General features: G+C 72.0%; 11 protein-coding genes. 5 read left to right on the forward strand and 6 right to left on the reverse strand.

Features of this window, described 5'->3' with window-relative positions; translation table 11 throughout:
• Positions 1–157 precede the first annotated feature (157 nt).
• The 5 genes from mutM to gmk all read left to right on the forward strand — a co-directional run bounded on the left by mutM (position 158) and on the right by gmk (position 4,684).
• Positions 158–1,084, forward strand: a complete 927-nt coding sequence (gene mutM / locus MKK70_RS08690; protein WP_147729354.1) for a bifunctional DNA-formamidopyrimidine glycosylase/DNA-(apurinic or apyrimidinic site) lyase — start codon at positions 158–160, stop codon at positions 1,082–1,084.
• 173 nt (positions 1,085–1,257) lie between these two features.
• Positions 1,258–2,640 (forward strand): endolytic transglycosylase MltG, encoded by a 1,383-nt coding sequence (gene mltG / locus MKK70_RS08695; protein ID WP_243946942.1) that lies wholly within the window; start codon positions 1,258–1,260, stop codon positions 2,638–2,640.
• Between the two features lie 49 nt (positions 2,641–2,689).
• The gene (locus MKK70_RS08700; protein ID WP_243932084.1) at positions 2,690–3,040 is read left to right on the forward strand and encodes a VOC family protein; all 351 of its coding nucleotides are present in this window, start codon (positions 2,690–2,692) and stop codon (positions 3,038–3,040) included.
• 63 nt (positions 3,041–3,103) lie between these two features.
• The gene (locus MKK70_RS08705) at positions 3,104–3,967 is read left to right on the forward strand and encodes a YicC/YloC family endoribonuclease (protein WP_243933271.1); all 864 of its coding nucleotides are present in this window, start codon (positions 3,104–3,106) and stop codon (positions 3,965–3,967) included.
• Positions 3,968–4,012: 45 nt separating this feature from the next.
• Positions 4,013–4,684: a guanylate kinase gene (gene gmk, locus MKK70_RS08710; RefSeq protein ID WP_147728705.1), complete on the forward strand. Its 672-nt coding sequence runs from the start codon at positions 4,013–4,015 to the stop codon at positions 4,682–4,684.
• A 13-nt stretch (positions 4,685–4,697) separates the two neighbouring features.
• On the opposite strand, the gene MKK70_RS08715 is transcribed toward gmk, so the two are convergent.
• The 6 genes from MKK70_RS08715 to MKK70_RS08740 form a co-directional block, all read right to left on the reverse strand.
• The gene (locus MKK70_RS08715) at positions 4,698–5,285 is read right to left on the reverse strand and encodes a biliverdin-producing heme oxygenase (protein ID WP_147841447.1); all 588 of its coding nucleotides are present in this window, start codon (positions 5,283–5,285) and stop codon (positions 4,698–4,700) included.
• Entirely contained in the window at positions 5,282–7,891 is a 2,610-nt protein-coding gene (locus MKK70_RS08720) for a histidine kinase dimerization/phosphoacceptor domain -containing protein (protein ID WP_147841446.1), read from the reverse strand. The genes MKK70_RS08715 and MKK70_RS08720 overlap by 4 nt, the downstream gene beginning before the upstream one ends.
• 115 nt (positions 7,892–8,006) lie before the next feature.
• A complete protein-coding gene (locus tag MKK70_RS08725; protein ID WP_243946944.1) occupies positions 8,007–9,401 on the reverse strand; it encodes a dihydrolipoyl dehydrogenase in 1,395 nt (464 codons plus the stop codon).
• A gap of 123 nt (positions 9,402–9,524) precedes the next feature.
• Entirely contained in the window at positions 9,525–11,114 is a 1,590-nt protein-coding gene (locus MKK70_RS08730) for a c-type cytochrome (protein ID WP_243946994.1), read from the reverse strand.
• Between the two features lie 398 nt (positions 11,115–11,512).
• Positions 11,513–11,980 (reverse strand): TspO/MBR family protein, encoded by a 468-nt coding sequence (locus MKK70_RS08735; protein ID WP_243946997.1) that lies wholly within the window; start codon positions 11,978–11,980, stop codon positions 11,513–11,515.
• Between the two features lie 11 nt (positions 11,981–11,991).
• Positions 11,992–13,176, reverse strand: a complete 1,185-nt coding sequence (locus tag MKK70_RS08740; protein WP_243946946.1) for a geranylgeranyl diphosphate reductase — start codon at positions 13,174–13,176, stop codon at positions 11,992–11,994.
• Between the last annotated feature and the right edge of the window lie 46 nt (positions 13,177–13,222).

Genomic DNA, 13,222 nt, shown 5'->3' on the forward strand with positions numbered 1-13,222 from the left:
ATCCGCCATGCGTCGTAAGACGCGGTGGGGACGGCCGGCCGTGGGCGGCGAAGCCTCGCCCGTCGGCCGGGATTGCGGCGGCGGCGGCCCGGGCCGATACCCGGCCTCCACGATCCGCCTTCCACCATCCGATTTGCCGAGGGACGGCCACAGGACGATGCCCGAGCTTCCAGAGGTCGAGACGGTGCGGCGCGGCCTCGCGCCGGCGATGGTCGGGGCCACCTTCAGCCGCGTCACCCTGCGCCGGCCGAACCTGCGCTTCCCGTTCCCCGAGCGCTTCTGCGCGCGCCTGGAGGGCCGCCGGGTCACCGGCCTCGCGCGGCGGGCGAAGTACCTCACGGCCGGCCTCGATTCGGGCGAGACGCTGATCATGCATCTCGGCATGAGCGGCCGCTTCGACGTGGCGATGCCCGACGGCAGCAACACGTCGCCCGGCGACTTCTACCTCGACGGGGCGCTCGGCACGCCCAAGCACGACCACGTGGTGATGGCGATGGGGAACGGCGCCACCGTCACCTACAACGACGCCCGCCGCTTCGGCTTCATGGACCTCGTGCCCACCGACACGCTCGCCGCGTGCCGGCACTTCGCCGGCATGGGCATCGAGCCCCTGAGCGCGGATCTGACGGCCGAGACCATCGCGCGGCTCTTTCGCCACAAGATCACGCCGCTGAAGGCCGCGCTCCTCGACCAGCGCCTGATCGCGGGCCTGGGCAACATCTACGTCTGCGAGGCTCTGCACCGGGCCGGCCTCCACCCCGAGGCCGCCGCGGGCACGCTGGCAAAGGCCGACGGCGCGCCGACGCCGAAGGCCCGGCTGCTGGCCAGGGTGATCGGCGAGGTGCTCACCGAGGCGGTCGCCGCCGGCGGCTCGACGCTGCGCGACTACGCCCACACCGACGGCACGTCGGGCGCCTTCCAGCAGGCGTTCCGCGTCTACGACCGGGTCGGCGAGGCCTGCCGCACCAAGGGCTGCGGCGGGACCGTCGGCCGGATCGTGCAATCCGGCCGCTCGACCTTCTTCTGCGCGACCTGCCAGCCTTCTGGGACGCGGATCGCGCCGACGCCCCCGAAACCGCGCTGACCGGATCGGCCTGTCTGTCGACCAGCCGGGGCGCGTGCAGCGCGCAACGGCAATTTCGCCACAAACCGGCGTAGTTTCCGGTACCCTGCGGCGATCCTTCGTGATCGCCGCCCCGTCGCGCATGCGCGCCCGGCACCGCCCTCGTCGCCGGCGCGAGCCCGAGCAGGATCCCGATGTTCTTCCGTCGACGCCAGACGCACGTGCCGCCGCAGCCGCTCACCTTCGACGAGCCGGCCCAGCCGCAGCGCCTCTCCCCCCGCTCGCCGAACGAGGCGATCAAGCCCACCGCGGCCCCGCCGCCGCCCGAGCGGCCCGAGCGCCGCCGCGGCGGGCTCCTCGCCACCATCAGCGGGCTGCTCACCTTCGCGGTGGTGATCGCCATCGCCGTGATGCTTGGGCTGACGCTGTTCCAGCGGCAGGTGCAGGAGCCCGGCCCGCTCGCCGCCGACAAGGTGGTCGTGATCCCGTCCCGCAGCGGCACCGGCGAGATCGCCGAGATCCTGAAGCGCGAGGGCGTGATCGACCATGTCGGGCTGTTCGAGTTCGCCGCCCGCTTCGGCGGGCGCTCGCCGCTGAAGGCCGGCGAGTACACCTTCAAGGCCCATGCCAGCATCAGCGATGCGATCGACACCGTGACCACGGGCCGGCAGGTCCAGCACGCGATCACCTTCCCCGAGGGGCTCACCTCCGAGCAGATCGTGATGCGCCTCAACGAGAACGACGTGCTCACCGGCGAGGTCGGCGAGATCCCGCCCGAGGGCTCGCTGCTGCCCGACACCTACAAGTTCGAGCGCGGCGCGAGCCGTCAGCAGATCGTCAACCTGATGCGCGAGAAGCAGCGCAAGGTCCTCAACGACATCTGGCTGCGCCGCAGCGCCGACGTGCCGGTGCGGACGCCGGCCGAGATGGTCACGCTGGCCTCGATCGTCGAGAAGGAGACCGGGCGCGCCGACGAGCGGCCGCGGGTGGCCGGCGTGTTCGTCAACCGCCTGAACAAGCGGATGAAGCTGCAATCGGACCCGACCATCGTCTACGGGCTGGTCGGCGGGCGCGGCACCCTCGGGCGCGGCATCCAGCGCTCCGAGATCGACCGGGCGACGCCCTACAACACCTACGTGATCGAGGGCCTGCCGCCCGGCCCGATCGCCAATCCCGGCCGCGCCGCCCTGGAGGCGGTCGCCAATCCGTCGCGGACCAAGGACCTGTTCTTCGTCGCCGACGGCACCGGCGGGCACGCCTTCGCCGAGAGCCTCGACGGCCACCAGAAGAACGTCGCGCGCTGGCGCCAAGTCGAGAAGGCCCGCCTGGCCACGACGCCGGATGCCGCCGGCGTCGACAAGGCCGAGCCGGCCGCCGATCCCGCCGCGGTGCCGAACCGGGCCTCGGCCTTCGCCCCGCCGACGAACGCCTACGCGCTGGACGGGGCGACCGTCGGGGCGGGCGGGCCGCGGCCGAAGGCCTTCGACGCCTCGGAGGGCACCAAGCTCGATCCGCTGAAGAACAAGACCTACGACCTCGGCTCGCCCAAGACCGTGCCGGTGCTGAAGCAACCGTGATCGTCCCCGGCGCTGCGGCGCCGCTCGCACGCGCCATCAGGACGAGCCGATGCACCTGAACCACGTCAACCTCGGCGTCACCGAGGTCCCGGCCACGGTCGCGATGTTCGAGACCTATTTCGGGCTGCGCCGCACCGCGATGCCGGTCAACGACAAGATGGCCTTCCTCGCCGACGACGGTGGCGGCATCCTCAGCCTGTTCCGCGTGAAGGATGCGACCTACCCCAAGATCTTCCACATCGGCTTCATCCAGGAGCGGGTGGAGCAGGTCCACGCGATCCACGCACGGCTGACCGAAGGCGGCTTCGCCCCGGAGACCCCGCGCGAGGAGCACGGGCGGGTGACGTTCTATTTCCAGGCGCCGGGCGGGTTCACGGTGGAGGTCAACGCCTTCGTGTAGGCGTCCCGCACGACGAAACCTCGGCGCCGCAACGCAGGGCATCGCAAGACCATGATCGCGAGCATGACCGGGTTCGCCCGGGCCGCCGGCACCACCGGGCCGGTGCAGTGGGCCTGGGAGGTCCGCAGCGTCAACGGCCGCGGGCTCGACGTGCGGCTCCGGGTGCCGAACGGATACGATTCCGTCGGCGAGGTCGCGCGCACCGCCCTGCAGAAGACGCTCGCCCGCGGCCAGTGCCAGCTCTCGCTCAACCTGACGAAGCCGGAGAGCAAGGCGCGGGTGCGGATCGACGAGGCGCTGCTGGCGCGGCTCGCCGAGGCCGTCGCCCGCGTGCCGGTCCCGGAGGGGATCGCGCCCGCGACGATGGACGGGCTGCTGTCGATCCGCGGCGTCGTCGAGGCCGAGGACGAGGCCGCCACCGAGCCGGACGCGCTGGCGCGCGACCTCGCGGAGGGCGTCGTGCAGCTGGTAGCCGACCTCGTCGAGGCCCGCCGCGCCGAGGGCCGGGCGCTCGCGGAGATCGTCGCGGCGCAGGTCGCGCGGATGGGCGTGCTGACGCAGGCCGCGGAGGATTGCCCGGCGCGCAAGCCCGAGGCGATCCGCGCCCGTCTCGCGGCCTCCGTCGCGGGCCTGCTGGACGCCGGCGGCCTCGATCCCGAGCGCCTGCATCAGGAGGCGGTGATGATGGCGGCCAAGGCCGATGTCCGCGAGGAGCTCGACCGCCTGCGCGCCCACCTCGAAGCAGTGTCCGAGCTCCTGGCGGCGGGCGGCGCGATCGGGCGGCGCCTCGATTTCCTGGCCCAGGAGCTCGGGCGCGAGGCCAACACCCTGTGCGCCAAGGCCAACGACGTGGCGCTGTCGCGAATCGGACTCGACTTGAAGGCCGTGGTGGAGCAATTCCGCGAGCAGGTTCAGAACGTCGAGTAGCGGGACTGAGGCGATGGGCGCGCGAGACACGGCCGGGGCACGCGGATGACGGACGCCCCCTCCCCATCGGTCTCGGACTCGATCGCCCGCCGCGGGCTGATCCTGATCCTGTCCTCGCCGTCGGGCGCCGGCAAGACCACCCTGACGCGCGCCATCGCCGATGACGGCGGCTGGGGTCTCGACCTGTCGATCTCGGTGACGACCCGCGCTCGGCGCCCGTCCGAGATCGCCGGGCGCCACTACCATTTCATCGCGCGCGAGGCCTTCGACGACCTGCGCAGCCGCGACGACCTGCTCGAATGGGCCGAGGTCCACGGAAACTTCTACGGCACGCCGCGCCGCCCGGTGGAGAAGGTGCTCAGCGCCGGCCGGGACATGATCTTCGACATCGACTACCAGGGCACCCGCCAGGTCCGCTCCAAGCTCGCCGACGACGTGGTGACGGTGTTCATCCTGCCGCCGAGCCTGGAGGAGCTGCGCCACCGCCTGGAGCGCCGCGCCGAGGACAGCCCGGAGACCATCGAGAAGCGCCTCGCCAACGCCCGCGTCGAGATCCAGCGCTGGAGCGAGTACGACTACGTCATCGTCAACGACGACCTGCAGAACGCCTTCGACGCCCTGCGCGGCATCCTGGCCGCCGAGCGCCTCAAGCGCACGCGGCGGATCGGCCTCGAAGCCTTCGTCGACGGGCTGCTCGGGCGGGATCGCGAGGGCTGAGGCGGCCTGCGCCTCAGCCGGCCCCGCACGCGGCGGACGAATCCGGCGCGCACAGCCAGATCCGAAGCGCGTCGAACGTCGCGGTGCCGGTCGCCAAGGCGGCCGCCTCCGCCTCCGGATCGCCCGACAGGCGATCGAGCCGGGCGCGGAAGGCGTTCCACATCACGCCGGTCTGCCGGCCATGGGCGCGGTAATAGGCGAGGCCCGCCTGCGTCAGCCCGTGCACCGCGCCGATGTGCCGGCCGATGACCTGGCCGCCGAGCGTGGAGCCTTCGAGCACGTAGAGCGCCCCCATCGCCGCGGCTTCGTCCGCGAACGTCACGGCCGAGGGCCGGGGCAGGGTAGCGATCTCGGCGTCCGGCATCCCGAGATGGGCGAGGTCCGCCGCCAGCGCGGCGAAGCGCCGGCGCGGGCCCCAGAACGCCTCGTCGGCGAGCGCAAGCCCGATCGCCGGCTCGTAGGCCGCATGGAATCCATGGAAGCGGGCGAGCAGGGCGCGATACCCGGGCAGCGTCGCGACGCGCGCCCGCCAGTCGAGCGCGTCCTCGAGACCCTGATGCGACGAGGCGGTGGCGGCGCGCAGCCGCTGGTGCAGGCTCACGCCGTGATCGTGAAGCAGGCGCCGGGCGCGTTGTCGACGTCGAGACGGGCGTTGATCTGGTCGAGCATCGCCCGGATCAGCTTCATCCCGAGCCCGACGCCGGTGCCGTTGGCGCGGGGCTTGGTCTCCGACCAGCCCTCGGGCAGGCCCTCGCCGTCGTCGCAGACGCGCAGCCGCACGCTGCCGGGGCCGTGGCCCGAAACGGTGACCGCCACGCGGCCGACGCCCTCGGGCTTGGCGGCGTACTTGAAGGCGTTGGTGACGAGCTCGGTGGCGATCAGCGAGAGCGCCACGGCTTTGCGGTAGGGCACCATCAGGCCGGGCTCGGCGGTGAGGTCGACGGCATGGCCGCCGCCCGCCATGCCGGCGAGGTCGGTGCAAAGCGCCTCGATGGTCTGGCCGAGGTCGACCTCCTCGACGTTCTCCGCCTGATACAGGCTGTCGTGGACGCGGGCGACACTCATCACCCGGGCGGAGGTGTCGGCGAAGGCCTGCCGGGCGGCCGGATCGGAGACCTGACGCCGCTGCATCTGCAGGAAGGCCGAGACGATCTGCAACGAGTTCTTCACCCGATGGTCGATCTCGCGGGTCAGGAGATCCTTCTGGGCGAGCAGGCGCTCCTTCTCGGCGAGGAGGCCGGTGAGCTCGTCGATCTTGCGGCGCTGGCGCAGGACGACGCCCTCCACCGCGTGGGCGAGGGAGCCGGCCAGCGACACCTGCCAGTCGGCCCAGGGGCTGGCGAAGCCCGTGCGCTCCTCGACCCAGCGCTCGAACGAGCGCCGCGGCAGCACCGCGACGGGCCCGTTGCCGGCGAGCACCGGTTTCCGCGGATCGCCGCTCCACGTCACCGTGCTCGACACCTCCGGGCGGAACCAGAGCAGCAGGTTCTCGCGGGATTCGTCGACGAACGCGGCGAGCACGCCGCTCGCGATCTCGCGGTGCGGGGCGGCGGCGGGACACTGTGCGGAGAAGTTGGCGCTGGCATAGGTGGTCTCGCCCGGCGCCAGGATCTCCTTCAGCCAGTCGCCGATCGCGCGGACGGCCTCGTCCGGGGGCGTCGTGCCGATCAGGGTCGCGCGCGCGCCGGAGACGATCGCCGCGCCGGTCGACCCGAACAGGTCGAGGAGGGTGGTCGAGCCGCCGGTCAGCGCCGCGACGAAGTCGTCCGACCGGGTCAGGCCGCGGACCAGGCGTCCTTCGGTGTCGAGATGGGCCTTGCGCTCGGTCCAGAGCCGGCGCGCCTCGATCTCCTGCACGCGCATGGCAAAGGCGTCGGTGAGCACGGTCGCGGCGGCGCGGGTCTCGGGCGCGACGTAGTGCGGGTGGCGGTGATGGCCGATCATCAGGCCCCACAGCCGCCCCTCGACCATGATCGAGATCGACATCGAGCCGTTCACGCCGAGGTTGCGCTGGTACTCCAGGTGGATCGGCGAGAGCGTGCGGTGCTGCGCGAAGGTGAGGTCGATCGGGCCGTTGCCGGCCGCCGGCGCCGCGACCAGGGGCACGGGCACCGAATCGCGATCGATCACGAAGCGGCTCTTGGCCTTGGTGTAGAGCGCGCGCGCCTGGGCCGGGATGTCGGAGGCCGGGAACCGCAGCCCGAGCAGGGCGCGCGACCAATCCGGCACCTTGTCCTCGGCGATCGCCTCGCCGTTCCAGTCCGCGTCGAAGCGGTAGACCAGCACGCACTCGAAGCCGGTGAGCGCCCGGACCTCGAGCGCGGCGATGCGGGCGGCCCCGCTCAGCGTCTCGGCGGCCCGGAGGCGGGTGACGGCGAGTTCCGAATCGGTCTGGGTCGCGACCCGGAAGTCCTCGGGATGCTCGGGCTCGAGCTCCAGCTCGACGATGACCCGGCCGGAATGGGCGTGGACGATGGCGTAGTAGCTGGCATGGTCGTCGCCCGCGAGCTTGAGCGTGCGGCGGATCGAGCGCCCGTCGTCGAGGGTGGCGCTGGCGAGGCGCTGGCGGATCGTCTCGACGAAGGCGGTCGGCAGGACCTCGGCCAGGGGCAGGCCGGCGATCCGCTCCGGCGCGCGGCTGAGCACGTCGCGGACGTTGGTGCTGTGGGCCAGGATCTCGAGCGTGCCGGCATCGGCCGCCAGCATCACCGCGTTCGGCTGGATCGAGCCCGGGATGTGGATCGGCTCGCGCTCGCAGAGCTGGGGATCGACCGGCTCGGCCCGGACGCGGCGGCCGATGGCGGCCATCACCGCCTCGCGCGACTGGCCCGCGCCGAGGGTCTCCACCGGGGTAATCGTGAGCCAGGTGACACCTTTGCCGCTCCGCATCCGCACGCGGGCGCGCAGGGGCTGCGGCATGCGCCCGAACACGAAGTCGAAGCTCTCGTCGAGGTGCCCGCGGCGGGTGCCCGCGAGGAAGCGGCCGAAGAACCCGGGGACGTTGGTGCTCGGCACCACCTCGCGGAAGTAGTTGCGGCCGATCACGGCGGCGCTGGCGAGGCCCGAGAGCGCGCTCGCTCCCTCGCTGAACGACACGATCGTCCCGGCGGCGTCGAGCCCGATCACCCCGATATCGAGGCCATCGCGCTCTTCCGCCGTCAGGGCGTCGAGGTCGATCGCATTGCCCGCGGCAACGATCGTGGACATCAGGAATGGGACCGCGTCATCTGCGGCCCGGTATGACCCGTGGGACGGGCGGGCGCAATGGTATCCGCGATGCGGCAAGATGAAGGATCGGTCACGACCGTCCGGCGTCCGGCGATCATCCCTTCAGCGGTTGTATAAGATCGGACAATGCGCTCGCAAGTCCCTCTTCGACGGTGGGATGGTAGATCGGCCGCGCCAGAAGGTCGTCGACGGTCCGTCCGTCGCCGATCGCGTGCGCCACGAGATGGGCGAGGTGCTCGCAGGACGGCCCGAGCATTTCGCCGCCGAGCAGGCGCCCGTCCCGATCCGCCCAGAGCCGGATGCCGCCCCGGTTGACGCCCTCGACCCGCGCCCGGCCCTGGTCGTCGAACGACATCCCGCCGACCACGCGCCCGTCGCCCGCCTCGGGATCGAACGGCGCACCGATGCTCGCCGCCTGCGGGTGGGTGAACACCATGGCGAGCGCCGGCCAGGGCTCCGGCGCCGCGAGGGCTCGGCCCGCGGCGAGGGCCGCCGCGTTCCGCCCGGCGATCCCGCCCTGGCGGCTCGCCTCGTGCAGGACCGGTCGCACCGCGTTGGCGTCTCCCGCGATCAGCACGGGCGCCCCCGCACAGAGCAGGGTCCGGGCGTCGAAGGCCGGCATGCCCTTCTCGTCGAGACGAAGCCCGGCCTGCGCGAGGTCGAGGCCTCGGACGTTGGGCGGGCGGCCGGCGGCTGCGAGCACGCGGGCGAAGGTGCCGGTGCGACGGGTGCCGTCGGCCTCCGCCCAGGTCAGCTGCGCCCCGCCGTCGACGGGCTCGGCCGAGACGAGTTCGGACCCGAGATGCAAGGCCATCTCGTCGGAGAAGATCGCGGCCGCGTCCTTCCGAAGGCCGGGCTCGCTCAGGCCGGCCAGGCCCGACCCGGTGTCGAAGAGGTCGACGCGCACGCCGAGGCGCGCCATCGCCTGGGCGATCTCGATGCCGACGGGCCCTCCGCCGATCACCGCCAGCGACGCCGGAAGGTCGGGAAGCTCGAACACGGTGTCGGTGGTCAGGACGGCGTCGCCCAGCGGCGCGAGCGGCTTCGGGATGCTCGGGCTCGATCCCGTGGCGATCACCGCCGCCCGAAACGCGACGCGGCGGTCGTCGCCGAGCGCGAGCGTCCGGGCGTCGAGGAACCACGCCTCGCCGGCGAGCCGCTTGGCCGACGGGATCGCGTCGAGCCCGTCGCGCACCCCGGCGACGAAGCGGTCGCGCTCGGCCCGCACACGCGCCATCACCGCGGGGCCGTCGATCGATACGCCCGACACCGCGACGCCTAACAGGCTGGCGCGGCGCGCGTCGTGGGCCGCCGCCGCGGCCGCGACGAGCAGCTTCGAAGGCATGCAGCCGACGCGTGCGCAGGTGGTGCCGCCGGGGCCGCGCTCGATCAGCACGGCGTCGGCGCCCGCCGCCTCGGCGGCACGGAACGCAGCGATCCCCGCCGTGCCGGCCCCGATGACGGCCACGTCACAGGTCTGATGCGTCATGGTTTTGAAAAGACCGGGATTGCGGAATCGAGCGACACCGCGACATCCCCTCGTCGGCGCGGCCGGCCAACGCGCCAATCGCGCGCTGGTTCGTCAGGCCGCCCGCGACCGGTTGCCCGTGGCTCAGTTCGGCTTCGGCATCGCCGGAGCCGGCATCGTGCTGGCCTGCCGCTCGGGGTGCTTGAGCTGGCTGTAGACGAGGTTGCTGAAGCTGCCGATCGTCGCGTGCCAGGGCAGCTTCACGTCGTCGGTCTCCGGCTTGGCGGCCTTGCAGAATGCTGTGGTCAGCCCGTTGACGATGTCGTCGTCCCGTCCTGCGGGGAGCGCCGACTTGATCTTCGGCAGGAGCGCATCGATGCGCGGGATGAAGTCCTCCTGCTTGAGGCCCTTCAGCTGTTCCGCGGCACTGGCGTCGGCCACGGCCTTGGCCACGTCCGGCTGCTCGATCTCGGCGCAGGGCGCATTGCCGGCGAGCATGGTGCTCGTCGCCTTGCGCGCGTCGGCGGCGACGCCGGACTTCAGGACGGGAGCGCTGTTGCCCCAGGAGTTGCGGATGTAGTCGGTGACGTCGGCGACCTGCTGGTCGGTCATGCCCTGGCCGATCGCGGTCATCGGCGCGTAGCCGCTCTGCGCGCCGAGCCCGCCGTAGATCACGCGCAGCACCGTCTCCGGGCCGGCCGACTGGACCGAGGTGTTGCCGGCGAGCGCCGGGATCGCACCCTCGACGCCCTTGCCGTCGGGCTGGTGGCAGGACGAGCAGTAGCTGAGGTAGACGCCCGCGCCCGGCGCGCCGGTGGTGTCGTAGGCCTGCAGGTCCTTGGACTTGTAGGTCTGCTTGGCCTGGTAGGTCCGGAGATACGCGACCATGGCCTTGAGGTCGGCGTCCGTCATCTTCGAGAGCGATTCCTCGATGGTCTGGCGCATCGGCCCGGCGGCGACGCCGGGCTTGTCGCCCGGGGCGGTGCCGGTCTTGAGGTAGGTCACCACCTGCTCCTCGGTCCAGGCGCCGATGCCCTGGTGGCCGTCGGGGGTGATGTTCGGGGCGTACCAGCCGTCGATCACGCCACCGCCGAGCTTGCCCGCGAGGCTGCTGTTGCCGACGATCTTATTCTCGTTGTGGCACATGCCGCAGTGGCCGAGCCCCTCGACGAGGTAGCCGCCGCGGTTGACCTCGGCGGTGGCGTTCGGATCGGGCTTCCACTCGCCCGGCGTGAAGAAGGCGGTGCGCCAGGTGATCAGGGCGGTGCGGATGTTGAACGGGAACGGGATCTCGCTGTCCTTGCGCGGCTCCTTCACCGGCTCGAGCGAGCGCAGGTAGGCCCAGATCGCCTTGACGTCGTCGGTCGTCACCTTGGTGTACCAGGCGAAGGGGAAGGCCGGGTAGAGGTAGTGCCCCTCGTTGTCGATGCCCTCGTGCATCGCCTTGACGAAGTCCGCTTCCGTCCACTTGCCGAGGCCGGTCTCGTCGTCGGGCGTCAGGTTGGGGGTGCGGATCTTTCCGATCGGCGTGTTGAGGACGTAGTTGCCGGCCAGCCGCTTGCCGCTCGGGCCGGTATGGCAGGCGACGCAATCGCCGGCGGTGACGAGGTACTCGCCGCGCTTCACCAGATCCTGACTCGCGCCCCCGGCAGCCTCCTGCGCGAAGGCCGCGATCGGCAGGCTGGAACCCAGCAGAAAACCGGAGGTCGCGGCCAGAGCGAGGAAGCCACGCATGATGCCTAATCTCCGGTTGTGGCAAGTGAGAAGCATAATAATTCGGCTTCGCGGCCGCGCGTTGAACGCGGCCGCCGCGTCGGAAGTTCCTGGCACGCCAGGGGCGCCGGTGCGACCAAGCGTCAGGCCGGCCGGGTTGCGCAGGCGCGGCACGAGGTCCCCGAGATGGGCGCCGAGCGAGACCAGCATCCAGCCGGCGACGACCGGCCAGGGCGACTGGACCAGGGCCGCACGCACGGCCAGCATCAGCGCCGCCCCAGAGACGAGGTTGCACAGGAGCGGCACCGGCGCCGGCCCGCGCCCCGTCCGCCACCGGAACGCAAGCAGGATCGCGGCCTCGGCGGCGACGAGAACGAGGATCGCGTCGACGATCCGGCCGGTCGCGAACCACTCCGCCATCACGCGGCTCCGAACGGGCCGTTGAGCCGCACGATGGCGCGGTTGAGGAACCCGGCGATCGTCACCCAGAGGAGGTAGGGCGCCAGCAGCACCGCCGCGACGCCCGAGACCTGCAGCGTGACGGCGATCAGCGCCGCCACCGAGAGCCAGAGCAGGACGAGCTCGAAGAATGCCCAGTCCGGCCGCTCGGCGCGGAAGAACAGCGCGCTCCAGGCGATGTTGAGCACGGCATTCACGGCGTAGGCCGCGAGCAGCACGACGCGCTGCGGCTCGTCGGCCTCGCTCCAGGCGATCACGGCGGAGACGACGCAGAGCGCGAAGATCGTCGCCCAGACCGGGCCGAACGCCCAGTCTGGCGGCTTCCAGGCCGGGTTGCGCAGGGCGCGGTACCACGGGCCGGTGGTGGTCAGCACGCCGCCGGCCAGGGCCACCACGAGCGCGGACAGGGTGGCGATCGCCGCCGGCATCCAGACCTCGCTCAAGGCGAGACCCAGCGGAACAGGTGCGCCATGTCCTTGAAGAAGATCTTCACGTGCGCCATCGGCTTCTTCCGCACCAGCTCCTTGTTCATGTAGCTTTCCCAGGTGAGCTGCTGCACGTCCTTGTCGCGGCAGATCGAGACGAAGCGCTCGCGCAGGGCGTCGTTGCGGTACCAGACCGCCTGCATGATCCGCAGGATCAGGAACACCCGCCCGTGCAGCTTCATGAAGCGACGGCGGGCCTGGGCGAGGGCACGGGCATCGCCCGTCCTGAGGAACGCGTCGGCCGCGTCGGCGGCGAGCCGGCCGCCGAGCATCGCGTAGTAGATGCCCTCGCCGGATGCGGGCGCGACGATGCCGGCGGCATCCCCCGTGAGCAGGACGTCGCGGCCGTTGTCCCACTTCCTCAGCGGCTTGAGCGGCAGCGGCGCACCCTCGCGGCGGACCGTCTCGCCCACCGCCAGCCCCGTCGACTCGCGCAGGTTGCGGATCGCGGTGCGGAGCGAGAAGCCCTTCCGCGCCGAGCCGGTGCCGATGCTGATCGTCTCGCCGTGCGGGAAGATCCAGGCGTAGAAATCGGGCGAGTGCTTGCCCTGGTAGAACACGTCGCAGCGCGTGGCCGCGTAGGCTCCGCTGCCGTCGGCCGGCGGCCGGACGATCTCGTGGTAGGCGAAGACCTGGCGCATCCCGGCATGGCCCGGGATCTCGGCCCGGCCGACCGGGGACGAGGCCCCGTCGGCACCGATCACCAGCTTGGTCCGCACCGTGCGCGCCGCGTCGCCGACGCGGTAATGCACCGTGGTGCCGGCGCCGTCGCGGACGATGCGCTCGTAGGTGCCGGGGCGGTGGTCGGCGCCGGCGAGCGAGGCCCGGTCGCGCAACCACGGATCGAAATGCTCGCGTTCGACCATGCCGACGAAGCCGTCGCCGACCGGCATGTCGACGGCCGTGTCGGAGGGCGCGATCATCCGCGCGAGCTTGATGCGGGCGACGATCTGCGCGTCGGGGATGGCGAAATCGCGGATCGCCCGCGGGGGGATCGCGCCGCCGCAGGGCTTGATCCGCCCCGGCTTGTCGAGGAGCAGCACGCTACGGCCCATCCGCGCCAGGTCGGTCGCCGCCGTCGCGCCGGCGGGACCGCCACCGACCACGACGCAATCGAAGAATTCGGGGGCTTCGGACATGCTGTGCTCCCTGGCGTTGGTTTCGGCGGGCGGCGCTTGGAGCGTC

This window comes from Methylobacterium sp. E-041 (assembly GCF_022829665.1).
In the GTDB taxonomy this organism is placed as follows: domain Bacteria; phylum Pseudomonadota; class Alphaproteobacteria; order Rhizobiales; family Beijerinckiaceae; genus Methylobacterium.

What these genes read in the sequence shown, in the direction of transcription:
- mutM (WP_147729354.1), top strand. Translation starts at nt 158, where the DNA reads ATGCCCGAGCTTCCAGAGGTCGAGACGGTGCGGCGCGGCCTCGCGCCG.
- mltG (WP_243946942.1), top strand. Translation starts at nt 1,258, where the DNA reads ATGTTCTTCCGTCGACGCCAGACGCACGTGCCGCCGCAGCCGCTCACC.
- MKK70_RS08700 (WP_243932084.1), top strand. Translation starts at nt 2,690, where the DNA reads ATGCACCTGAACCACGTCAACCTCGGCGTCACCGAGGTCCCGGCCACG.
- MKK70_RS08705 (WP_243933271.1), top strand. Translation starts at nt 3,104, where the DNA reads ATGACCGGGTTCGCCCGGGCCGCCGGCACCACCGGGCCGGTGCAGTGG.
- gmk (WP_147728705.1), top strand. Translation starts at nt 4,013, where the DNA reads ATGACGGACGCCCCCTCCCCATCGGTCTCGGACTCGATCGCCCGCCGC.
- MKK70_RS08720 (WP_147841446.1), bottom strand. Translation starts at nt 7,891, where the DNA reads ATGTCCACGATCGTTGCCGCGGGCAATGCGATCGACCTCGACGCCCTG.
- MKK70_RS08725 (WP_243946944.1), bottom strand. Translation starts at nt 9,401, where the DNA reads ATGACGCATCAGACCTGTGACGTGGCCGTCATCGGGGCCGGCACGGCG.
- MKK70_RS08730 (WP_243946994.1), bottom strand. Translation starts at nt 11,114, where the DNA reads ATGCGTGGCTTCCTCGCTCTGGCCGCGACCTCCGGTTTTCTGCTGGGT.
- MKK70_RS08735 (WP_243946997.1), bottom strand. Translation starts at nt 11,980, where the DNA reads ATGCCGGCGGCGATCGCCACCCTGTCCGCGCTCGTGGTGGCCCTGGCC.
- MKK70_RS08740 (WP_243946946.1), bottom strand. Translation starts at nt 13,176, where the DNA reads ATGTCCGAAGCCCCCGAATTCTTCGATTGCGTCGTGGTCGGTGGCGGT.